At 59.1% G+C, this 20994-nt stretch carries 21 protein-coding genes; 13 read left to right on the forward strand and 8 right to left on the reverse strand.

What is annotated here, in order from left to right:
- Positions 1 to 125: 125 nt before the first annotated feature.
- The 3 genes from I9H07_RS10025 to I9H07_RS10035 all read left to right on the forward strand — a co-directional run bounded on the left by I9H07_RS10025 (position 126) and on the right by I9H07_RS10035 (position 3067).
- Entirely contained in the window at positions 126 to 941 is an 816-nt protein-coding gene (locus I9H07_RS10025) for a class II aldolase/adducin family protein (protein WP_236424960.1), read from the forward strand.
- 71 nt (positions 942 to 1012) lie between these two features.
- Positions 1013 to 1921, forward strand: coding sequence for a glutaminase B (glsB, locus tag I9H07_RS10030; protein WP_236424962.1), 909 nt, complete (start codon positions 1013 to 1015; stop codon positions 1919 to 1921).
- Positions 1922 to 1990: 69 nt separating this feature from the next.
- On the forward strand, positions 1991 to 3067 hold the full coding sequence (locus I9H07_RS10035; protein WP_058391433.1) for a DUF1615 domain-containing protein: 1077 nt from the start codon (positions 1991 to 1993) through the stop codon (positions 3065 to 3067).
- Positions 3068 to 3104: 37 nt separating this feature from the next.
- On the opposite strand, the gene I9H07_RS10040 is transcribed toward I9H07_RS10035, so the two are convergent.
- Positions 3105 to 3530, reverse strand: coding sequence for a DUF1810 domain-containing protein (locus tag I9H07_RS10040; RefSeq protein ID WP_024676041.1), 426 nt, complete (start codon positions 3528 to 3530; stop codon positions 3105 to 3107).
- Positions 3531 to 3616: 86 nt separating this feature from the next.
- On the opposite strand from I9H07_RS10040, the gene I9H07_RS10045 reads away from it, so the two are divergent.
- The 5 genes from I9H07_RS10045 to I9H07_RS10065 all read left to right on the forward strand — a co-directional run bounded on the left by I9H07_RS10045 (position 3617) and on the right by I9H07_RS10065 (position 9667).
- A complete protein-coding gene (locus I9H07_RS10045; protein WP_024676040.1) occupies positions 3617 to 5428 on the forward strand; it encodes an ABC transporter ATP-binding protein in 1812 nt (603 codons plus the stop codon).
- Positions 5429 to 5525: 97 nt separating this feature from the next.
- Positions 5526 to 6563, forward strand: a complete 1038-nt coding sequence (locus tag I9H07_RS10050; protein ID WP_024676039.1) for an NADP(H)-dependent aldo-keto reductase — start codon at positions 5526 to 5528, stop codon at positions 6561 to 6563.
- A 66-nt stretch (positions 6564 to 6629) separates the two neighbouring features.
- A complete protein-coding gene (locus tag I9H07_RS10055) occupies positions 6630 to 7430 on the forward strand; it encodes an SDR family oxidoreductase (RefSeq protein WP_058824355.1) in 801 nt (266 codons plus the stop codon).
- Complete coding sequence (locus I9H07_RS10060) at positions 7423 to 9249, forward strand: glycoside hydrolase family 15 protein (RefSeq protein WP_236426021.1); 1827 nt, start codon at positions 7423 to 7425, stop codon at positions 9247 to 9249. Before I9H07_RS10055 ends, I9H07_RS10060 begins: the two co-directional genes overlap by 8 nt.
- Before the next feature lie 193 nt (positions 9250 to 9442).
- Complete coding sequence (locus I9H07_RS10065; protein WP_024676036.1) at positions 9443 to 9667, forward strand: DUF6555 family protein; 225 nt, start codon at positions 9443 to 9445, stop codon at positions 9665 to 9667.
- A gap of 30 nt (positions 9668 to 9697) precedes the next feature.
- On the opposite strand, the gene I9H07_RS10070 is transcribed toward I9H07_RS10065, so the two are convergent.
- Complete coding sequence (locus I9H07_RS10070) at positions 9698 to 11116, reverse strand: MFS transporter (RefSeq protein ID WP_024676035.1); 1419 nt, start codon at positions 11114 to 11116, stop codon at positions 9698 to 9700.
- Between the two features lie 319 nt (positions 11117 to 11435).
- Here I9H07_RS10070 and I9H07_RS10075 point away from each other — a divergent pair, with 319 nt between their 5' ends.
- The gene (locus I9H07_RS10075) at positions 11436 to 12743 is read left to right on the forward strand and encodes an Nramp family divalent metal transporter (protein ID WP_161632894.1); all 1308 of its coding nucleotides are present in this window, start codon (positions 11436 to 11438) and stop codon (positions 12741 to 12743) included.
- 61 nt (positions 12744 to 12804) lie between these two features.
- Positions 12805 to 14256: an MFS transporter gene (locus I9H07_RS10080; RefSeq protein ID WP_236533934.1), complete on the forward strand. Its 1452-nt coding sequence runs from the start codon at positions 12805 to 12807 to the stop codon at positions 14254 to 14256.
- Positions 14257 to 14263: 7 nt separating this feature from the next.
- On the opposite strand, the gene I9H07_RS10085 is transcribed toward I9H07_RS10080, so the two are convergent.
- From I9H07_RS10085 to I9H07_RS10095, 3 genes are all read right to left on the reverse strand, one after another.
- Positions 14264 to 14464: a hypothetical protein gene (locus I9H07_RS10085; RefSeq protein ID WP_236424968.1), complete on the reverse strand. Its 201-nt coding sequence runs from the start codon at positions 14462 to 14464 to the stop codon at positions 14264 to 14266.
- 142 nt (positions 14465 to 14606) lie between these two features.
- Positions 14607 to 14810 (reverse strand): hypothetical protein, encoded by a 204-nt coding sequence (locus I9H07_RS10090; protein WP_024676031.1) that lies wholly within the window; start codon positions 14808 to 14810, stop codon positions 14607 to 14609.
- A 63-nt stretch (positions 14811 to 14873) separates the two neighbouring features.
- Complete coding sequence (locus I9H07_RS10095; RefSeq protein ID WP_236424970.1) at positions 14874 to 15362, reverse strand: DUF3828 domain-containing protein; 489 nt, start codon at positions 15360 to 15362, stop codon at positions 14874 to 14876.
- Between the two features lie 214 nt (positions 15363 to 15576).
- Between I9H07_RS10095 and I9H07_RS10100 the strand changes: the two genes are divergently transcribed.
- A complete protein-coding gene (locus I9H07_RS10100; protein ID WP_236424972.1) occupies positions 15577 to 16161 on the forward strand; it encodes a LysE family translocator in 585 nt (194 codons plus the stop codon).
- On the opposite strand, the gene I9H07_RS10105 is transcribed toward I9H07_RS10100, so the two are convergent.
- From I9H07_RS10105 to I9H07_RS10115, 3 genes are all read right to left on the reverse strand, one after another.
- Positions 16162 to 16995, reverse strand: a complete 834-nt coding sequence (locus I9H07_RS10105; protein ID WP_058391439.1) for an AraC family transcriptional regulator — start codon at positions 16993 to 16995, stop codon at positions 16162 to 16164.
- 129 nt (positions 16996 to 17124) lie between these two features.
- The gene (locus I9H07_RS10110) at positions 17125 to 17433 is read right to left on the reverse strand and encodes an RcnB family protein (RefSeq protein ID WP_058391440.1); all 309 of its coding nucleotides are present in this window, start codon (positions 17431 to 17433) and stop codon (positions 17125 to 17127) included.
- 96 nt (positions 17434 to 17529) lie between these two features.
- On the reverse strand, positions 17530 to 18387 hold the full coding sequence (locus I9H07_RS10115; RefSeq protein WP_236424974.1) for an SDR family oxidoreductase: 858 nt from the start codon (positions 18385 to 18387) through the stop codon (positions 17530 to 17532).
- Between the two features lie 87 nt (positions 18388 to 18474).
- Here I9H07_RS10115 and I9H07_RS10120 point away from each other — a divergent pair, with 87 nt between their 5' ends.
- Both I9H07_RS10120 and mrdA read left to right on the forward strand, forming a co-directional pair.
- Positions 18475 to 18903 (forward strand): winged helix-turn-helix transcriptional regulator, encoded by a 429-nt coding sequence (locus tag I9H07_RS10120; RefSeq protein ID WP_058391442.1) that lies wholly within the window; start codon positions 18475 to 18477, stop codon positions 18901 to 18903.
- A 138-nt stretch (positions 18904 to 19041) separates the two neighbouring features.
- Positions 19042 to 20931, forward strand: coding sequence for a penicillin-binding protein 2 (gene mrdA, locus I9H07_RS10125; RefSeq protein ID WP_024676025.1), 1890 nt, complete (start codon positions 19042 to 19044; stop codon positions 20929 to 20931).
- Positions 20932 to 20994 lie beyond the last annotated feature (63 nt).

A 20994-nucleotide genomic window follows, 5' to 3' on the forward strand; every position in this document is an offset into this window, starting at 1 on the left:
GAGAGGCGAGACAGGCTTTAATATTCTGTTTTTTTATAATTAGCTTAGAAGTAAATGTGCTTTTTAATCGAAGCGTTATGCGCCTAGTCTTGCTGATAAGTCACAAGCCATTCAGGAGCAAGATCATGAGCAACGTCAGCGCTTTGCCAGTCCAGTCAGGTACGACGCCGTCGAGTGGCGGTAGCGTACGCGACAGAGTGTCGCCGGAAGAATGGGAAGTCCGGGTCAAACTGGCAGCGGCCTATCGACTGGCCGCGCTCAAGCGCTGGACCGATCACATCTACACACATTTCTCGGCCCGCGTGCCGGGGCCGGAGGAGCATTTTCTGATTAATGCCTTCGGGCTGCTGTTCGATGAAATTACCGCGTCGAACCTGGTCAAGGTTGATATCGACGGCACGATTGTCGATGACCCGACCGGTCTGGGCATCAACTACGCCGGTTATGTGATCCACAGCGCCATTCATGCCGCACGCCATGACCTGCAAGCGGTGTTGCACACGCACACGCGCGACGGCATCGCCGTGTCGGCGCAGAAAGACGGCTTGCTGCCAATTTCCCAGCACTCGATTGCTTTCTCCGGGCGCGTGGCCTACCACGGTTACGAAGGCATTGCGCTGGATCTGAGCGAGCGCGAACGACTGGTTGCGGACCTGGGTGACAAGAGCGTGATGATTCTGCGCAATCACGGCTTGTTGACCGGCGGCGTGAGTGTCGAGCATGCGTTTCAGCAACTGCATGCGCTGGAATATGCCTGCAACATTCAGATCGCCGCGCAATCGGCAGGCAATGCCGAACTGGTGTTTCCGCCCCCCGAGGTGATTGCAAAAGTCGAACAGCAGGCCAAGGTTGTCAAGGACGGCCACGGGCCGGGCGTCACACGGCACTGGAATGCGTTGATTCGCGAACTGGAACGTAGCGGCACCCATTACCGGGACTGAGCCCTGCAATGCAGGGATGCGAGGCGTGAAGGGTTGGTGTAGTGTGCGCACCCAAAACAAGGGGCGCATACATGCAAGACCTGCTGAACGAAATCCTCGACGAAGTGAGGCCCTTGATCGGTCAGGGCAAGGTGGCCGATTACATTCCGGCATTGGGCGGCGTCAGGCCGGATCAGCTGGGCATCGCGGTCTACGGCAACGATGGTCAGATGTTCAGTGCCGGTGATGCCGAAACACTGTTTTCCATCCAGAGTATTTCCAAGGTATTCAGCCTGGTTCAGGCCATCGGCCATTCCGGTGAAGACATCTGGCAGCGTCTCGGACACGAGCCTTCCGGCCAGCCGTTCAACTCGCTGGTCCAGCTTGAATTCGAGCGGGGCAGGCCGCGCAACCCGTTTATCAATGCGGGCGCGCTGGTGATTTGCGACATCAACCAGGCACGCTTTGCCGCGCCTTCTTTGTCGATGCGCGATTTCGTCCGCCGCCTGTGTGGCAACCCTGTTATTACCTCCGACTCCAAAGTTGCCGACTCCGAATACCAGCACCGTTCGCGCAATGCAGCGGCTGCCTATCTGATGAAATCCTTCGATAATTTCCATGGCGATGTCGAAGACGTGCTGCGCAGCTATTTCCATCATTGCGCACTGAGCATGAGCTGCATCGATCTTGCACGTGCCTTCGGCTTTCTGGCCAATCAGGGTTTTTGCGCCCACAGTGGCGAGCAGATCCTGAGTGCTCGCCAGACGACGCAGGTCAACTCGATCATGGCCACCAGCGGGCTGTATGACGAAGCAGGCAACTTCGCCTATCGTGTGGGTTTGCCCGGCAAGAGTGGGGTAGGCGGCGGCATAGTGGCCATCGTTCCAGAGCGTTTTTCGCTGTGCGTATGGTCCCCGGAGTTGAACGCCGCCGGTAATTCTCTGGTCGGTATGGCTGCGTTGGAAAAGCTCAGTGCGAGGATCGACTGGTCAGTCTTTTGAACTAAAAAGTGCTCTGGAGCGCAGATGATCAGGAATCAAGGATTGAATCGAAGGGTGCGCAGCTTGCTCATGATGAGCATCGGGCTGCTGGTGCTGGCCGGTTGCGGTACCCAGCGTGCGCAGGAACCGGAGCTGAGCCCGCAGCAGGCGCGCGCGCAGATCGTGCGCCTGATACCGGCCAGTGTCAGTGACCGGCAGGCATGGGCGACGGACATCCATGCAGCGTTCGCCGCGCAGAAAATCCCGCTGACCACCGAAAACATATGTTCGGTACTGGCCGTGACCGAACAGGAATCCACCTTCCAGGTCGACCCTGCGGTGCCGAACATGGGCCGGATCGCCCGCGCCGAGATCGACCGGCGTGCTGCGCGACTGCATATTCCCAATGCGCTTATCGCCACCGCGCTGCGCGTTCGCTCGCCGGATGGCAAAACCTACGGCAAGCGACTTGACTCGGCACACACCGAGAAAGACCTCAGCGCCATCTTCGATGACTTCATTGGCATGGTGCCGTTGGGTCAGGTGCTGTTCGGCAACTTCAACCCGGTCAAGACCGGCGGACCGATGCAGGTCGCCATCGCTTTTGCCGAGAAGCACGCCGAGGATTATCCCTACACGGTTGATGGCTCCATCCGGCGTGAAGTGTTCACCCGTCGTGGCGGTATGTATTTCGGTATCGCGCACTTGCTGGGCTACCCGGTGAGCTACACCCAGTCGCTGTACCGCTTTGCCGACTTCAACGCCGGCTGGTACGCCAGCCGTAATGCGGCGTTTCAAAACGCGGTAAGCCGGGCAACCGGTATCGAATTGGCACTGGATGGCGATCTGATCCGTTTCGATTCCACTTCACCGGGCTCCACCGAGCTTGCGGTGCGCACGCTGGGTGACCGGCTGGGCCTGAACAAGTCGCAGATATGGAACCAGCTCAAGCAGGGCGATACCCTGGAGTTCGAGGAAACCGACTTGTACAGCAAGGTGTTCGCGCTTGCCGATAAGGCCGCGGGCAAGCCTTTGCCAAGAGCCATCCTGCCCGGCATCACCCTGAAAAGCCCGAAGATCACCCGCAACCTCACCACCGCCTGGTTCGCCGAACGCGTGGACGACCGACGCGAACGCTGCGTGCTGCGCGCGCCGAAGGGCGTTTGAATCAGAGTGGAGACGTTGCATATACCTCGCGTGGCAATCAACGTGACAGCAGTCTCACTGTCATCGCATCACGCTCGCCCTTGAAAAAAGTGTCCAGCACCGCCTGAAACACTGGCCGGTCAGGGGCGGCGAGGGCGAACAGGGTCATGCTTGAATGCAGTTTCATGTTATCCGGCGAGCCGAAAATCTGCTGTGCGGTGCGTTCTACCTGAGGGGCGATGAGGGCTGCGCACTGCTCCAGACGTGCTCCGAGCAACGGATGTTGCAGGTAAGCCTCGGCTTCGCCCAAGTGACTGATGGCATAGCGTTGCGCCATGTCGCTATGGCCAAGCCCCTGAATTTGCGGAAACACGAACCACATCCAGTGGCTGCGTTTGTGCCCGGCTTCGAGCTCCGCCAACACCTGTTGGAACACTGGCTGCTGAGCGTTGACAAAGCGTTGCAGGTTGTAAGCGTCGTTCATGATGAGCTCCCTGTTTTCTAACGAACCTGTGGTCGTATGATGGCTGCCCGATACGGTGGTTCGACCTTTCTCTAGAGTTTTTGCGTATGCCTGTCTTCAAGCGCTTCACCACCTTCATGCAGCAGGCCCTGCGCGCCATGCACCTGGTCTGGACCACCTCCCGCGCGCTGTCCGTCGGTTTGATACTGGCCACCCTGGTCGCCGGTCTGTTGCCTGCGCTGGCTGCCTGGCTGGGACAGCGTATCGTCGATGCAGTGGTTGCGGCGATGCAGTTGCATGCCAGCGCCGGTGAAGCTCCGTTGTGGCCCGTGCTGCGTTACGTACTGTTCGAAGCCGGCGTGCTGGCCCTGCTGGCCGGGGCTCAGCGTGCGCTGTCGGTGCAGCAGGCGCTGTTGCGGGTGCTGCTGGGGCAGAAGGTCAATACCTTGATTCTGGAGAAGGCCCAGACGCTGTCGCTGTCGCAGTTCGAGGATTCGGAGTTCTACGACAAGCTGGTGCGAGTCCGGCGTGAGGCCTCGACCCGTCCGCTGGCGCTGGTCACCAAATCACTGGGTCTGCTGCAAAACCTCATTTCGCTGATCAGCTTCGCCGTGCTGCTGGTGCACTTTTCGCCTTGGGCGTTACTGATTCTGGTGCTGGGTGCGTTGCCGGTGTTCTTCGCCGAGGCGCATTTTTCGGGCGATGCGTTCCGCCTGTTTACGCGCCGTGCCCCGGAAACCCGCCGCCAGAATTACATTGAAACGCTGCTTTCCCACGAGGGCTACATCAAGGAAGTCAAACTGTTCGGCTTCGCGCCGCTGCTGCTTCAGCGCTATCGCGAGACCTTCGAGCGACTCTACGCCGAAGACCGCCGCCTGACCCTGCGTCGCGATGGCTGGGGGTTTCTGCTGGGGCTGCTGGGCACTGCGTCGTTTTATCTGGCCTACGCCTGGGTGGTGGTCGATGCGGTACACGGCAGCATCACGCTCGGTCAGATGACCATGTACCTGGTGCTGTTCAAGCAGGGGCAGGCGGCAGTCAGCAGCAGCCTCAGCGCGATCAGCGGTTTGTATGAGGACGGGCTGTACCTGGCCGATTTGTACATTTACCTCGGCCAGCCGGTTTCCCCCCCGACCGGCAGCCTGACCCAAGGCGCATTGCCTGGCGACGGCATGCGTTTCGAGAATGTGAGTTTCACCTACCCAGGCACCAGCCGCCCGGCGCTGGAACATATCGACCTGCACCTGGCACCCGGTCGCAGTGTGGCGCTGGTGGGCGAAAACGGGTCGGGCAAGACCACGTTGATCAAGCTGCTGACACGTTTGTATCGGCCTGATCAGGGGCGCATCCTGCTGGATGGCAGCGATTTGCAGGAATGGAACGAAGATGCTCTGCGTTCGCGGATCGGGGTGATCTTTCAGGACTTCATTCGCTATCAGTTTCTGGTCGGCGAAAACCTCGGTGTCGGCGACACCCACGCGTTTCACGATGAGACCCGTTGGCGAGAAGCGGCGGCGCAGGGCATGGCCGCGCAGTTTATCGAACAGCTCGACAAGGGCTATGCCACGCAATTGGGCCGCTGGTTTGCGGGGGGGCAGGAGCTGTCCGGCGGGCAGTGGCAAAAGATCGCCTTGTCGCGCGCTTACATGCGCCGCGACGCCGATATTCTGATTCTCGACGAGCCGACTGCTGCGCTGGATGCCGGCGCAGAAGCGGCGGTGTTCGACCACTTCCGCGAATACGCCAAAGGCCGCATGACACTGCTCATATCGCACCGGTTTTCCAGCGTGCGCAATGCTGAACACATCGTGGTGCTGGAGCATGGACGGGTGCTGGAACGCGGTGATCATGACAGCCTGATCGCCGCCGCAGGGCGCTACGCCGCGCTGTTCGATCTGCAGGCGCAGGGTTATCGCTAGGTAAAACCGGATAAAAAGTGTTGCAGTGAATGACCAGTCGGCGTTTTATGGGAGCCCTGTTTCAAGCTGTATTTTTTTGAACCAAACGGAGACATCGATGCAATTTCGTAAATTGGGCAAAACCGATCTGTCGGTCAGCGCGATCTGTCTGGGCACCATGACCTGGGGCGAGCAGAACACCCAGGATGAAGCATTCGAACAGATTCGTATGGCCAAGGACGCCAAGGTCAACTTTCTCGACACGGCAGAAATGTACCCGGTGCCGCCGCGTGGCGAGACTTACACCAAGACCGAAAGCATCATCGGCGAGTACTTCAAGAAGTACGGCGACCGCAACGACTGGGTGCTGGCCAGCAAGGTCGCCGGTCCCGGCCGCATGGAGCACATCCGCGACGGCAATCCACGCCTTGATCGCAAGAACATCACTGCGGCGCTGGAAGCCAGCCTCAAGCGTCTGAATACCGATTACCTGGACCTGTACCAGTTGCACTGGCCGGATCGCAAAACCAATTTCTTCGGCGTACTCGGTTACACCCACGACCCGGATGATCAGGCCGTCGAAATTGAAGAAACCTTGTCGGTACTGGGCGATCTGGTCAAGGCGGGCAAGATTCGCCACTTCGGTCTGTCCAATGAAACGCCATGGGGCACCCAGCGTTTTCTGCACCTTGCCCAAACCCTGGATCTGCCACGTGCTGTCTCCATCCAGAACCCCTACAACCTGCTTAACCGCACGTTTGAAGTCGGTCTGGCGGAAATCGCCATTCGCGAACAGATCGGCCTGCTGGCGTACTCGCCACTGGCGTTCGGTGTGCTGGCGGGCAAGTACCTGGACGGCGCACGTCCGGCCGATGGCCGCCTGACCCTGTTCGAGCGTTTTCAGCGTTACAACAACCCGCAGGCCGTTACTGCCACAGCCAAGTACGTCGCGCTGGCTCGCGAGCATGGTCTGGACCCTTCGCAGATGGCGCTGTCCTATGTGACCAGCCGACCGTTCGTGACCAGCAACATCATCGGTGCCACGAAACTCGATCAACTGAAGATCAACCTGGAGAGCATCGACGTCACGCTGTCCGATGAGGTCATCGCCGGCATCGAGGCCATTCATACCTCGCAGCCCAACCCTGCGCCATAACCTGCACTGAACTTAATTTCAGCCTCGCCAGTCAGCACTAATACGCTTACTTCGAGGCTGAAATTGATGCACATCTCACTCAAGCAACAAGTCGCAATCGTTACCGGCGCCAGTTCCGGTCTGGGCGCAGGTGCCGCACGCGCGCTGGCAGAGGCCGGTGCCGCCGTCGTGATCAACTACAACTCCAAGCCTGAACCTGCCGAGAAGCTGGCCGAAGAGATTCGTGCTGCCGGAGGCAAGGCGCTGGCTGTGGGGGCCGACGTTTCGAAGGAAGAAGACGTCGAGCGGCTGTTCGCCCAGACCATCGAGCACTTCGGCGCGCTGGATATTCTGGTGGCCAATTCCGGTCTGCAAAAAGACGCCTCCATCGTCGACATGACCCTCGAAGACTGGAACACCGTCATCAACGTCAACCTCACCGGGCAGTTCCTCTGCGCCCGCGCGGCACTGCGCCAGTTCATCAAGCAGGGCATGCGTCCTGATGTGTCACGGGCAATGGGCAAGATCATCCACATGAGTTCGGTGCACCAGCTGATTCCGTGGGCCGGTCACGTCAATTACGCAGCCTCCAAGGGCGGCGTCGATCTGCTGATGCGCAGCATCGCCCAGGAAGTCGGCGAACTGAAGATTCGCGTCAACAGCGTTGCACCCGGTGCCATCCGCACGCCGATCAACGCGGATGCGCGTAAAGGCGACGCCGAAAAGGAAATGCTCAAACTGATTCCCTACGGCCGCATCGGCGAGCCGGAAGACGTTGCCAACGCAGTGCTCTGGCTGGCCTCCGATGCCTCGGATTACGTCCATGGCACAACACTTTTCATCGACGGGGGCATGACCCTCTATCCGGAGTTTCGTGGCAATGGCTGATTTCCCGGAAGAAGCGCAAAACCGTATCGAAGACCACGGCATCATTGGCGACATGCGCAGTGCAGCACTGATTGCCGACACCGGCAGTATCGACTTCTGCTGCTGGCCGGACTTTGACAGCCCGTCGATCTTCACCGCACTGCTGGACACCACCGACGCCGGGATCTTCCAGCTCGCGCCCGATCTGCCTGAAGCGCGTCGGCTGCAAATCTATCTGCCGGACACCAATGTCCTGCAAACCCGCTGGATTTCCGAGCAGGCGGTGGTGGAAGTCACTGACCTGATGCCGATCGGCGAGGACCAGGATGACCTGCCACGCATTGTGCGCCGGGTTCAGGTGCGCTTCGGCGAAGCCCGGATTCGCATGCGTTGCCGGGTGCGCATGGACTACAGCCGCGCTGAAACCACTGCGCGCATTGATGGCCAGGACGTCTGTTTCGAAGCTGAAGGGCAGCCCGGCATGCGCTTGTCGGCCGCTACGCCGCTGCATCTGGAGCAACACGATGCCGTGGCGGAATTTCACATGCACAAAGGCCAGACCATCGAGTTCATCCTCGGCGGCATTGATGACCCGAATGTCGCGGCAGGCAAGTGTTCGCGCTATTTCGACGACACCCTGAAATTCTGGCGGCGCTGGGCCGGGCAATCGCAATACAAGGGCCGCTGGCGTGAAATGGTCACCCGTTCTGCGCTGGCGCTCAAGCTGCTGACCTCACGCAAACACGGCGGCATTGTGGCAGCCGCTACCTATGGCCTGCCTGAAACCGAGGGCGGCGAGCGTAACTGGGATTACCGTTACACCTGGATTCGTGATGCATCGTTCACCGTTTACGCCTTCATGCGCCTGGGTTACACCGACGAAGCCAATGCCTTCATGAGCTGGGTGCGCGGCAGGCTTGATGATTGCTGCGAGCAAACCGAACACCTTGGCATTCTGTATGCCCTTGATGGCCACGCAGAACTGCCCGAGGAACATCTCGATCACTTGTCCGGCTATGGCGGTGCCCAGCCGGTGCGTATCGGCAACGAGGCATACAAGCAGGTTCAGCTGGATATCTACGGCGAGCTGATGGACGCCGTGTACCTGGCCAACAAGTACGGCGATGCGATTTCCCATGACGGCTGGAAGCATGTCGTGCGTCAGGTCGATTACGTGTGCGAGCACTGGAGCGACCGTGATGTGGGCATCTGGGAAATGCGTGGCGGCGATCAGCACTTTTTGCATTCGCGGCTGATGTGCTGGGTGGCGCTGGACCGGGCGCTGCGTCTGGCCTTCAAGCGTTCACTGTCAGGGCCATTCGAACGCTGGACCAAGGTGCGCGAAGAAATCCAGAACGATATCTGGGAAAACTTCTGGAACGAAGAGCTTGGTCATTTCGTGCAGCACAAGGGCAGTCGCAATCTGGATGCGTCCATGCTGTTGATGCCATTGGTGCGCTTTGTCGGTGCCAACGATCCCAAGTGGCTGGCGACGCTGGATGCTATCGAAGCCACGCTGGTGCGCGACGGCATGGTGTTCCGCTACCGCAACGACGATGATCATGACGATGGTCTGGCCGGTGAGGAGGGCGCATTCGTCGCCTGTTCGTTCTGGTACGTAGAGTGCCTGGCCCGTGCCGGACGGGTCGAGCAGGCGCACCTGGAGTTCGAGCAACTGTTGCGCTACGCCAATCCGCTGGGGCTGTACGCCGAAGAGTTCGATGGGCACGCCCGTCATCTGGGCAACACGCCGCAGGCCTTGAGCCATCTGGCGCTGATCAGCGCGGCCAGTTTTCTGGACCGCAAGCTGGGTGGCGGTCAGGCGCTTTGGCAGCCTTGATATCGGTCATCTGATAGCAGGAGTGAACGAAACATGAATGGGCATCAGGCGCTCATTCATGTTCCGTTTGCTTGATTCATATATCGCCCGACGGCGTTCATTGGTCGCTGATATTGAAAAAAGACTGAATTTTTGTGCGGTCTAAAAGGTCACCTATAGTTCAAGCCACTGCTGAAAAAGGATCAGGCTTTCAATGGCACTTCCAAAGCACTACCGCATCGATTATCTATTAAACGGTTCGTTCAAGAGCTTTTATATACGCACCGAGAATATGGACAATACTGAAGCATGGCACTACGCAAGTGTCGATGCAGGGTTGGCGCGAATACCCAAGTACCGTCTGGAAAAGGTCCCGCGGGTCTCGAAGCCCTATGCTGAACACTTCGGTGTGACCAACGTGGAGTGGGCCCAGGCCTGACCCACTCTGATCGCTGATCGGAGTTCCGTGTCAGCGATGGGTTATCTGTTCCAGCGCCAGATTACGGGTGCGTGGCCCGAAGTGGCCGATGACGATAATCACGATCAGCATACTGCTGACGATGAATGCCAGCACCCCGGGTGTGCCGAAGTGTTCGAGAAACACCCCGATCAACAGGCTGCTGAACACCGTTGACAGCCGGCTGAACGAGTAACAGAAACCGACCGCACGCGCCCGTATGTTGGTCGGGAACAGCTCACCCTGATAAGAGTGATAACTGAAGCTCAGCCAGGCGTTGCAAAAGGTGATCATGATCCCGCAGAAGATCAGCCCGACGGCGCTGGTCTGGAACGCAAACAGGCTGCCAAAGATCATTGCGCCCAATGCCGAGCCGACAATCTGCCATTTGTTCTCAAAGCGATTGGCGAATTTCACGAACAGTAACGGGCCCAGCGGGTACGCCAGCGTAATCACGAACGCATACCCCAGGCTGTGAGTCACACTGACGCCTTGTCCGGAAAGCAGCGCGGGCAGCCAGTTGCCAAAGCCGAAAAAGCCAATCGCCTGAAAAATGTGAAAGACCACCAGCATCAGTGCGCGACGGCGGTAGGGCGGTTGCCACATGTCGGCAAAGCGTCCTTTACCCTCGACGGCGACTATTTCCGGCTCTGGTTCATCCAGCGGCTTGCCATGCTCCTTCGCGCAACGTGCCTCGATGGTGTCCATGATCCGTTCGGCTTCATCGAAACGCCCCTGTTGCGCCAGCCAGCGCGGCGACTCGGGGAGGGCGGCGCGCAGCCACCAGACGAACAGCGCGAACACAGCACTGCTGATAACCACCCAGCGCCAGCCGGAAAAGCCGAACGGGTCTTGCGGCACCAGCCACCATGACATCAGCGCAACGCAGGGAACCGACAGGAACTGAATGAAAAATGCGAACGCGAAGGCTGAACTGCGGATGCGTTTGGGCACCAGTTCCGAGAGGTAGGTGTCGATGGTTACCAGCTCCACACCCAGACCAATGCCGACCACGAAGCGCATGCCGATCACGCCCATTGCCGAGGTTTGCAGGCCCATGATCACGGTGGCGACCGTGTACCAGATCAGGGCAAAGGTAAAAATTGCGCGACGCCCGAAACGATCGGCAATCGGACTGAGCAGGCTGGCGCCGAAGAACAGGCCGAGAAAAGTTGCCGAGGCAAAGGCCGCCTGATCAGAAAAGCCGAACAAGCCCTGGCTGCCGGTGGCGAAGATACCTTCGCGGATCAGGCCGGGGCTGATATAGGCGGTCTGGAACAGGTCATAAAGCTCGAAGAATCCGGCGATAGACAACAGCGCGACCAGTCGCCAGATGCTGGCGACCGCAGGCAGCCGGTCGATACGTGCCGAGATATAAGCTGCACGCAACGGTTCTTCCGCCGCAGTGCCCATCGTGTGGGGAGGGTTCATCAGTGGCCATCCTGAATTCTTGTTGGAGACCGGATGGTACGCTTTACAATTGGTAATGATTAGCGCCGAGTGCGTTTATTGGCCATTTAGGGATGAATAATTGTTTAACCGACATCTTTGTTGAGCATTTATTTCACTTCATAGCGATCGCTGGCTGATCAGATGAATGTCATATAAAGCGTTCGACAGGCTAAGAATGTGGCAAGTCCACTGCAAAAAAGCGTGTCTTGGGTCGGTTCGGATGTATCAACATGTGTCGTAAAACCTTAGGATTAGGTTCTTCATTCTTCTCCCTCGACGGGTTCCCGTGACGTACAAACTGCCCACCACTGCGACTGCTCCCTTTTGCCCGTCTGCGACCAGCGACAGCGTGGTCATTCCTGCCAATGCCTCATTGCTGCGCAAGATGATGCTGTTCGTAGGCCCCGGCTTGCTGATCTCCATCGGCTACATGGACCCCGGTAATTGGGCGACCGCCATCGAGGCGGGCTCGCGTTTTGGCTATTCATTGCTGTTTGTCGTCGTCCTGGCCAGCTTGTCGGGCATGGTGCTGCAAAACCTCTGTTCGCGGCTGGGCATCGCCACCGGGCGCGATCTGGCGCAGTTGTCCGCAGCTCATTACAGCCGCAAGGTCGCCAAGGGGCAGTGGTTGCTGGCGGAACTGTCGATCGTCGCCACCGATCTGGCTGAAGTGCTGGGTGCGGCATTGGCGTTTCATCTGCTGCTGGGGGTGTCTATCACCACAGGTGTGGCGCTGACCGCCTTCGATACGCTGATCGTGCTGGCGTTGCAGGGCGCCAACTTCCGGCGTCTGGAAGCGATTGTGCTGGGACTGATCGCGACCATAGCGGCGTGCTTCGCTGTCGAACTGATCCTGATCAAGCCATTCTGGCCGGACGTCTTTGCCGGGCTGAAACCGAGTTGGGATGTGCTGAGCAGTCAGGAACCGCTGTACATCGCCATCGGCATTCTGGGCGCCACGGTCATGCCGCATAACCTGTACCTGCATTCCTCGGTGGTGCAGACGCGGGTCAACGGTTCTGACCTGGCGAGCAAAGCCAGTGCCATTCGCTTTGCGCGTTTCGACACCATCGGCTCGCTGAGCCTGGCGCTGTTGATCAACGCCGCGATTCTGATTCTCGCTGCGGCGGCATTCCACAAAACCGGCCATACCGAGGTGGTCGAGATTCAGGACGCCTATCACCTGCTCGACCCGTTAGTCGGTGGCGCCATTGCCAGCGTACTGTTCGGGATCGCCTTGCTGGCGGCCGGGCAGAGTTCGACCTTCACTGGCACGATTGCCGGGCAGGTGGTGCTCGAAGGCTTTTTGCAGGCGAAAATTCCTTGCTGGCAGCGACGTTTCATCACCCGCGCACTGGCCTTGATTCCGGCGCTGATCGGCGTGATCTGGCTGGGCGACAGTTCGGTGGGCAAGATGTTGGTGCTCAGTCAGGTGGTGTTGAGCCTGCAATTGCCATTCGCACTGTGGCCACTGATCCGTTTCACCAGTGATCCGCACCTGATGGGGCCGTTCGTCAACAGCCGGTTGGTGAGAACAGTGGCGTGGGGGCTGTTCGGTCTGATCTCGGCAGCCAACCTGACGCTTTTGTGGTTCTGGGTCAGCTGAACTCGGCACACTTCAGCGACTCTCAACCCTGACACCTACGTCAGCCGTGGAGAGCCCGGAGATGAACACGACCCGTACCAGTGGAGCAGTGTTCGAAACTGATTTGCCTGCCCGACTGGATCGCCTGCCCTGGGGGCGCTTTCATACCTTGCTCGTCGTGGCGCTGGGTGTGACCTGGCTGCTCGACGGCCTGGAAGTCACCCTGGCCGGTTCGGTAGCGGGTGCACTCAAAGCCAGCCCGGCGCTGAACCTAAGCAACAGTGACATCGGCCTGGCGGGCGCCGCGTATATCGCCGGTGCCGTGCTGGGCGCACTGTTTTTCGGCTGGCTGGCGGATCGCCTCGGGCGGCGCAAGCTGTTCTTCATCACCTTGCTGCTGTATGTCGGCGCAACCGCTGCCACGGCGTTTTCGTTCAGCGTGTGGAGCTTCATGCTGTTCCGCTTTCTGACCGGCGTGGGCATCGGCGGTGAGTACACGGCGATCAACTCGACCATCCAGGAGTTCACCCCGGCCCGTTACCGTGGCTGGGGTGATCTGACCATTAACGGCACCTTCTGGCTGGGCGCGGCATTGGGCGCTATCGGCTCGATTGTCTTGCTCGACCCGCAGTGGGTGGGGGCCGAACTGGGCTGGCGCCTGTGCTTCGGAATTGGCGCGGTGTTGGGCTTGCTGGTCTTGCTGATGCGCCTGTGGCTGCCGGAGAGCCCGCGCTGGCTGCTGATTCACGGCCAGTCGGCAGAAGCGACCAGAATCGTCGAGCAGATCGAGGCGGACCTGCAACGTCGCGGACACGTGTTGCCTGCCGTTGAGGGCAAGCCGTTGCGGCTGCATGTCCGCGACCACACGCCGCTCGGCGAGGTCGCCAGAACGCTGCTGGTGACGTTCCGCCAGCGCTCGCTGGTGGGCCTGACGCTGCTGACTGCCCAGGCCTTTTTCTACAATGCGATTTTCTTCACTTACGCACTGGTGCTGACCGATTTCTACAACGTGCCGGCTGAACGGGTGGGCTGGTACGTGTTGCCGTTGGCGCTGGGTAATTTCTGCGGGCCGCTGTTGTTGGGCAGGCTGTTCGATGTGATCGGACGACGCGTGATGATCAGCCTGACCTACGGCGTGTCCGGAGTGTTGCTGGCGATCAGCGGTTATCTGTTCCAGCAGGGCTTGCTGGACGTGACCCAGCAAGCGATCGCCTGGATGGTGATCTTTTTCTTCGCGTCTGCGGCTGCCAGCTCGGCCTACCTGACCGTGGCCGAAACCTTTCCGCTGGAAATACGTGCGCTGGCGATTGCGGTGTTCTATGCATTCGGCACGGGGCTGGGCGGGATTATCGGCCCGACGCTGTTTGGCGAGCTGATCGAAAGCGGGGACCGCAGCAATGTGCTGGTCGGCTATCTGATCGGGGCAGGGTTGATGTTGCTGGCGGCGCTGGTGCAATCGATCTGGGGCATGGCTGCCGAACGCAAATCGCTGGAGGAGGTTGCACGGCCGCTATCGCAGGCGGATAGCCAGTAGCGACTGATCAGTTGTTGAACACGCCGCGCAGGCTGTCTACCGAGGCCTGCAAACCGAAAATGCGTTCGCTGACTTCGCGAGCCTCGTGCGGGCGTGCAGAGCGCTCAAGGTAAACAAGGTGTCCGGCAAGGTTGATCGAGACCCGCTCCAGATCATCGGCAGTGCGCTGTACATAGGCCTGAATGTCTTCCAGTTGTTCGATTTGCAAGAATGCTTCCCCATAGGTCGCATCCGAGCGCACTAACAAAAAAGGGCCGTTTTGATAAAGCCACCCGAAAAAGTTTTCGGCAACGAAAGTGGCTTCTTTAGCGGCGCGATCAAATAAATCTCTTGGCGCCCGCTCAAGCCATTTATTCGTCCTCCTGCTCGTCCTGCTCCGAATAAGAGTCCAGCAGTTCCGCCAGCGCCAGGGTGCGACTCAGTCCGCTTTTGCTGGACACGATGTCAGCCACTGCCTGTGTGGCGGCAAGCCTGGCAGCTTCGCGTTCGGCATCGGTGTTATTGGGCGTGGCGGCCTGCGCAGCCTCAATAATCGATTGCTCAAAGGTATTCATGGTGCTCGCTCTTGAAGTTCAAGTGCCTGTGATACCGGTAAAGGCAAATGGTTTCAAGGTTGATCAGTCGCCTTCGTAGGGAAATTCTTCGAGCGCCTGACCCAACGCTACGCCCTGCGGGCCTTGCAGGTTGTCCAGCACCCAGCAACTGTTGGCATTTTTCGCCATCAGCAGGCGCGTGGTCTGGCGGCTGACGGGTTGCTGAGGGGCGTCCTTGTAACCCAGGTTGTAGGTCATCTCGACCACCGCCTGTTTGTCGGAATTGGACACCAGCTTCCAGTCGATGGGCTTCTGCACGTCGCCATCCTGTGCGTCAGTCCAGGGGTTGGCGCTGACTGCACACTGATCGCCGTTCTGGCACGCCCAGTCTTTCTTGAGCAGGCTCAACAGCGATTTGGACAGGTAATCAGCCCCGCCCTTGTCCTTGAGGTAAAAGTCCTGATGCTTCTCGTAGATCCAGCGCGCTGTATCGACCGGGGTGGCAGCAGGGCAGGCAGCCTGTGCGGTGGATGAAAGCAGGCAGGCGAGGGCAATGGCAACGGTTCTGGACATGGAGCGAACTCGCGGTAGAAGGTGGCAATAGGGGTTACAGGCGGACGAGTCTGCATTTGTAAGGCATGCGGACAAAAAAGCAATGGTTTTGAGTGAGAGCTTGGATGTTGCTGATTTACGGGGCCAGCGAGAAGGGTAATTTCCTTCAATACGCTGTCGGCCACGGTGATTACCTTGACCCGGTCATTACTGATCGTGGTCGAGGGGTTTATTCATGAGTCTGTTCATCTCCATGGCCGCATTTGCGCTGGCCTCGTCGATTACACCCGGGCCGGTGAATATCGTGGCATTGAGCGCCGCGGCGCGCTACGGGTTCTGGCCGGGCATGCGTCATGTACTCGGAGCGACGCTGGGCTTCACCCTGTTGCTGGTCCTGATCGGTTTCGGTCTGTACGAGACGTTGCAGCAGTGGCCTTTTCTGACCCGGGTCATTCAATGGGCCGGGGTGGCTTTCCTGTTGTACATGGCGCTGCGCCTCGCGGCTGACAACGGTCAATTGAGTGTGGACGAACAGGGCGTCGGCCCGTCAATGCTGCGCGGCGCACTGATGCAATGGCTCAACCCCAAAGCCTGGCTGGCATCCATCGCCGGAATGGGCGTTTTTGTGGCAAGCGGCGAAGCGCGGCTGATCTGGCAGTTTGCTGCCATTTATGCAGTGGTCTGCTACCTGTCTCTGGGTTGCTGGGCGTATGCCGGAAGTTTCCTCAGCCATTACCTGCGCAGCGCAGCAGGCATGCGGGTATTCAACCGGGTCATGGCGCTGCTGCTGGCCGGTTGCGCGGGTTACCTGATGATCTGATTAAAGCCGGTACTGACCCGGTGTCGCCGCCATGTGTTTCTTGAATTCGCGCTGGAAATGCGCCTGATCGGCAAACCCGGTTTCCAGCGCCACATCGGCGATCAGTCGACCGTTTTTAAGCTGGGTGCGCGCATGCTGGATGCGGCGATTGAGCAGATACGCGTGCGGGGTCATGTGGTAATGCTGTTCGAACGAGCGGATCAGGTAAGACGCCGACAGACTGGCTGCGTCGCAGATATCGGCGAGCTTGATGGCCCGGGTGAAGTTGTCATTGATGTACTCGGCGGCGCGGGTGATACGCGTCGAGGGCTTGTCGGCAATGGCAGACCCAGCGTCAAGGGTTACCTGCATCAGCATGAAAAACGAAACAGCGGCGCATTGTTTGTGCAGCACGTCGGTTCGGGCATCGATCAATGTCTCGTATAACGCGGTCAGGGCATTGAACAACGCCGGATCATTGCTGTGCGTCTGAGGCAGTGGCTTAAAGGTCAGGGCAGTGGCAAGCCCGGTGTCACGCTGAAGGTCACCGAGCCATCGGCTGTCGACGTAGAACATCAGGTAAGACCATGGCTGGTCGTGGATCGGGTTACAGGCATGCACGTCGCCGGGATTCATCAGCACCACGGTGCCTGCCGCGATGCGCTGCGAGGTCTTTTCATGCAGATACGTACTTTCCCCGGCAGTGACCGCACCGATCGAAAAAGTCTCATGAGAATGCGGCGCATAGCAAACCAGTCGACCATCCTCTACCGAACGCGCCTCAATGAAGGGCAGGCATTCGTCACGCCAGAAATAAGGTGTCGTGGTCGGCGTGCTGGAGTGGTTGCTGTGCATGCTGATATCCCGTCGGCAGAGCGACGAGGATAGCGTAGGGCGCTGATGCTTTGCTATCAGGCTGATCCTGAGCGGGTAGCGAAAACATCAGGCCCTGTGCGCACGGTATGCGCACAGAGTGCTCTGTACTTACTTCTTGACCGGCACGATATCCATGATGTTGCCGTTGACCTTCTGGAAGCGCACGTACTTGTCATTGATCTTTACCCACTCGCTTTCCTTGGCTGGCTCTTCCAGGCCTTTGCTTTTCCAGTCCTTGACTTCAAGATCGCTGCGACGGTACTTCTCCGGCACGCGGGAGCCCAATTCCAGTTCATGCATGTTGTCCTTGGACTCGGTGACTTTCGGATCGGGCGTCTCTGCTGCATGAACCGGCAGGGTAACGGCCGAGAAACAGCCGAGCAGGGTCATGCAGGCGATCAACGATTTGCTATTCATATGAAGACTCCCAGTCTTAGGTATCAGGCGGCTTGATGCCTTTGGTAATAACTGGGACCTTCATGGTTGAAAATCATTCGATCGGGTTTGCCGCGTTCAGCCTTTGAGCGTTTCAGTGATGGTTGCAGCCAGTGGCGTAGTGGGGCGCTTGATCAGTGTGCTCAACTGGTGACTGTCGTCGAACAATGCGCCTTGAGCTGCCGCAGCATCTGAGTCTGCCAACAACTGCGCGACGAAATCCGGCAGGCCCGCTTTGATAAGCGCCGCTTCGAATTCAGCCTGCGGCAGGTCGACATAAGCCAGTGTCTTGCCGCTTTGCCTGGACAGTTCGGCAGCGTAGTCGGCCAACGTGTAAGAAACATCGCCCGCCAACTCATAGACGCGACCGGCCTGATCCTCATCGGCTGTCAGAACTGTTGCGGCCGCTTTGGCATAGTCCAGTCGCGAGGCCGAACTGATCCGCCCCTCACCGGCGCAGCCCATTACCGCGCCATGCGCCAAGGCTCCCGGAGCGCCCGCTACATAGTTTTCGGTGTACCAGCCATTACGCAGCAAGACGAAGGGCAGGCCGCTGGACTGCAAGTAGTCTTCAGTCTCGCGATGTTCTTTGGCCAGACCCAGTGCCGAGGTGTCCGCGTGCAACACGCTGGTGTAAGCGAGCAGTTTGACTCCGGCATTTTTCGCCGCATTGATGACCGCCTGATGCTGAGTCAGACGCTGGCCCACCTCGCTGGACGAAATCAGCAGCAGCGTGTCAGCGCCGGCAAACGCGCTGTCCAGCGTTGACGGTTGCGCGTAATCGGCCTGACGAACCTGAACGCCCAGTGCCGAGAGGTCGGCGGCCTTTTCCGGGCTGCGCACGGCAGCAATGATCTGCGAAGCGGGCAGGCGAGTGAGCAACTGTTCAATGACGAGACGGCCAAGCTGGCCAGTGGCACCGGTGACAACGATCATGTTGGAGTTCTCGAATCAGGTTGATGGAAAGCACGAGGATAGTCATGATGCTTTCTTTTCGTAAGTACGTACAAAAAGGTAAGTGTCATGAGTGAATCCGCCGCGCACCCATACTCAGAAACGGCCGAATCGATGCTGGCCTTTGTTCGTCAGGGGCAAGTGCTGGCCACCGACTGCCCGTCGAGGGTTGTCCTCAACCATGTCTGCAGTCGCTGGGGCGTACTGGTGCTGGTGGTGTTGCGGGGTGGTATGCATCGCTTCAGCGAGGTGCGGCGCAAGATTGGCGGGGTCAGCGAGAAAATGCTCGCGCAGACGCTTCAGCATCTGGAGCAGGACGGCTTTGTCAGCCGTACATCCCTGCCGGTGGTTCCGCCTCATGTTCAGTACCGCTTGACGCCGATGGGTGAAGAAGTTGCCTTGCAGGTCGAAACGCTGGCGACCTGGATCGAGACCAATCTGCCACGCATCATGCAGGCCCGCGAAGCGTCTGCGCAGGCTCAGGTGAAGCGTGCTTGAGATGTTTCTGACAGATTTTTCATCTGGTGATTGTCGGCTCGACTGCCTGCAATCAGTCGCTTCTTGCTATGGTGCGCGCCGAAATATTCATTTACACGTTCAGTAGCGCCGTTTGCCCTTCACCGAGAAGCTGTAGAAATGCCCAATCCAATCCCCCTGAAAGACCACGAGAAAGAGACGCGGCTTGTCAACCAGCGCCTGATTGCCTGTGCCGTACTGGTCGGGCTGCTGGCGATCTGTCTGGTCGCGCGGATGTATTTCCTGCAAGTCACCGAGTTTGAATACCACTCGACCATTTCCGAAAACAACCGGGTGCATGTACTGCCCATCCCGCCTGAACGCGGTCTGATCTTCGACCGTAATGGCGAGGTGCTTGCCGATAACCGGCCCAGCTTCAACCTGACCCTGACCCGTGAGCGTGCCGGAGACTGGCACAAGGTGATCGATGAGTTGATGACGCTGTTACAGCTGCCCGACGAGGATCGCATCCTGTTCGACAAGGAGCTGAAACAGGTGCGCCATCCGTTCGAGCCCGCGACCTTGCTTTACGAACTGACTGAAGAGCAGATCGCCATAGTGGCGGTCAATCAGTACCTGCTGCCGGGGGTGGATGTAGCCGCTCAGTTTGTTCGTCATTATCCGCTGGGCGCGCATTTTGCCCATTCGATCGGTTATGTCGGGCGTATCAACGAAAAAGAAGCCGCCCAACTCGACAACGATTATCGCGGCACGCAGTCGATCGGCAAGACCGGCATTGAGCGCTTCTACGAGTCTGAACTGCATGGCCGGGTCGGCTATGAAGAAGTTGAAACCAACGCGCAGGGTCGCGTGTTGCGGGTTTTGAAACACACCGATCCGGTGCCCGGCAAGAACATCACCCTGAGCCTGGATGCGCATTTGCAGGAAGCGGCCGAGAACGCGCTGGGTGATCGACGCGGTTCTGTAGTAGCGCTGGACCCGGAAACGGGCGAAGTGCTGGCGATGGTCAGCAAACCGAGCTTCGACCCCAACCTGTTCGTGACCGGCATCAGCTTCAAACAGTACGCCGCGTTGCGCGATTCCATCGACCGGCCGCTGTTCAACCGGGTACTGCGCGGCCTGTACGCGCCGGGTTCGACGGTCAAACCGGAGGTCGCCATTGCCGGGCTCGACAGCGGCGTAGTCAATGCCTCGACCAAGGTCTTCGACCCCGGTTACTTCCAGTTGCCGGATTTCGATCACAAGTACCGCAACTGGAACCACAGCGGCGACGGCTGGGTGGACATGGACACGGCAATCATGCGTTCCAACGACACGTACTTCTACACGCTGGCGCACAAGCTGGGCATTGACCGACTGCATGACTACATGACCATGTTCGGCATTGGCCAGAAGGTTTCGCTGGACATGTTCGAGGAATCCGCCGGCCTGATGCCGTCACGCGAGTGGAAGCGCGCCACACGACGTCAGGCCTGGTTCCCCGGCGAGACGGTGATCCTCGGTATTGGCCAGGGCTACATGCAGGTCACGCCGCTGCAACTGGCCCAGGCCACCTCGCTGATCGCCAGCAAGGGCGTCTGGCATCGTCCGCACCTGGCGATGGAAGTGGGCAATGTAGCGCCGGTCGACGAGCATCCGATGCCGAATATCGTGCTGCATGACCCCAATGAATGGAATCAGGTCAACACCGGCATGCAAATGGTCATGCACGACCCGCGTGGTATTGCGCGTGATGCGGCGAAGGGGGCGCAATACCGCATCGCTGGCAAGAGTGGCACGGCGCAGGTGGTGGCGATCAAACAGGGCGAGCGTTACAACCGTCTCAAGACCCTTGAGCGTAACCGCGATAACGCCCTGTTCGTCGGCTTCGCTCCGGCCGACCATCCGAAGATCGTGGTGTCGGTGACCATCGAGAACGGCGAGGCGGGCGGCAGAGTCGCAGGCCCGGTGGTACGGGAAATCCTCGATGCCTGGCTGCTCGACAGCGAAGGCAAGCTCAAGCCGCAATACGCAGTGCCCACCAAGGCGACGGGCAACCCGCACGCCTGAGCCGCCTGCCACAGCAGGCGGCCTGACCGAGCCCTGAACAGGGCTCAGGTTTTCTGAACTGTC

This window comes from Pseudomonas syringae, assembly GCF_023278085.1.
Lineage (GTDB): Bacteria > Pseudomonadota > Gammaproteobacteria > Pseudomonadales > Pseudomonadaceae > Aquipseudomonas > Aquipseudomonas syringae_Q.

Bases quoted from the DNA above. Each gene is read 5' to 3' on its own strand.
- I9H07_RS10040 (WP_024676041.1), bottom strand. From the start codon at position 3,530: ATGAACGACGCTTACAACCTGCAACGCTTTGTCAACGCTCAGCAGCCA.
- I9H07_RS10120 (WP_058391442.1), top strand. From the start codon at position 18,475: ATGAGTGAATCCGCCGCGCACCCATACTCAGAAACGGCCGAATCGATG.
- I9H07_RS10070 (WP_024676035.1), bottom strand. From the start codon at position 11,116: ATGAACCCTCCCCACACGATGGGCACTGCGGCGGAAGAACCGTTGCGT.
- I9H07_RS10025 (WP_236424960.1), top strand. From the start codon at position 126: ATGAGCAACGTCAGCGCTTTGCCAGTCCAGTCAGGTACGACGCCGTCG.
- I9H07_RS10055 (WP_058824355.1), top strand. From the start codon at position 6,630: ATGCACATCTCACTCAAGCAACAAGTCGCAATCGTTACCGGCGCCAGT.
- I9H07_RS10095 (WP_236424970.1), bottom strand. From the start codon at position 15,362: ATGTCCAGAACCGTTGCCATTGCCCTCGCCTGCCTGCTTTCATCCACC.
- mrdA (WP_024676025.1), top strand. From the start codon at position 19,042: ATGCCCAATCCAATCCCCCTGAAAGACCACGAGAAAGAGACGCGGCTT.
- I9H07_RS10105 (WP_058391439.1), bottom strand. From the start codon at position 16,995: ATGCACAGCAACCACTCCAGCACGCCGACCACGACACCTTATTTCTGG.
- I9H07_RS10045 (WP_024676040.1), top strand. From the start codon at position 3,617: ATGCCTGTCTTCAAGCGCTTCACCACCTTCATGCAGCAGGCCCTGCGC.
- I9H07_RS10060 (WP_236426021.1), top strand. From the start codon at position 7,423: ATGGCTGATTTCCCGGAAGAAGCGCAAAACCGTATCGAAGACCACGGC.
- I9H07_RS10100 (WP_236424972.1), top strand. From the start codon at position 15,577: ATGAGTCTGTTCATCTCCATGGCCGCATTTGCGCTGGCCTCGTCGATT.
- I9H07_RS10110 (WP_058391440.1), bottom strand. From the start codon at position 17,433: ATGAATAGCAAATCGTTGATCGCCTGCATGACCCTGCTCGGCTGTTTC.
- I9H07_RS10065 (WP_024676036.1), top strand. From the start codon at position 9,443: ATGGCACTTCCAAAGCACTACCGCATCGATTATCTATTAAACGGTTCG.
- I9H07_RS10090 (WP_024676031.1), bottom strand. From the start codon at position 14,810: ATGAATACCTTTGAGCAATCGATTATTGAGGCTGCGCAGGCCGCCACG.
- I9H07_RS10115 (WP_236424974.1), bottom strand. From the start codon at position 18,387: ATGATCGTTGTCACCGGTGCCACTGGCCAGCTTGGCCGTCTCGTCATT.
- glsB (WP_236424962.1), top strand. From the start codon at position 1,013: ATGCAAGACCTGCTGAACGAAATCCTCGACGAAGTGAGGCCCTTGATC.
- I9H07_RS10035 (WP_058391433.1), top strand. From the start codon at position 1,991: ATGATGAGCATCGGGCTGCTGGTGCTGGCCGGTTGCGGTACCCAGCGT.
- I9H07_RS10050 (WP_024676039.1), top strand. From the start codon at position 5,526: ATGCAATTTCGTAAATTGGGCAAAACCGATCTGTCGGTCAGCGCGATC.
- I9H07_RS10080 (WP_236533934.1), top strand. From the start codon at position 12,805: ATGAACACGACCCGTACCAGTGGAGCAGTGTTCGAAACTGATTTGCCT.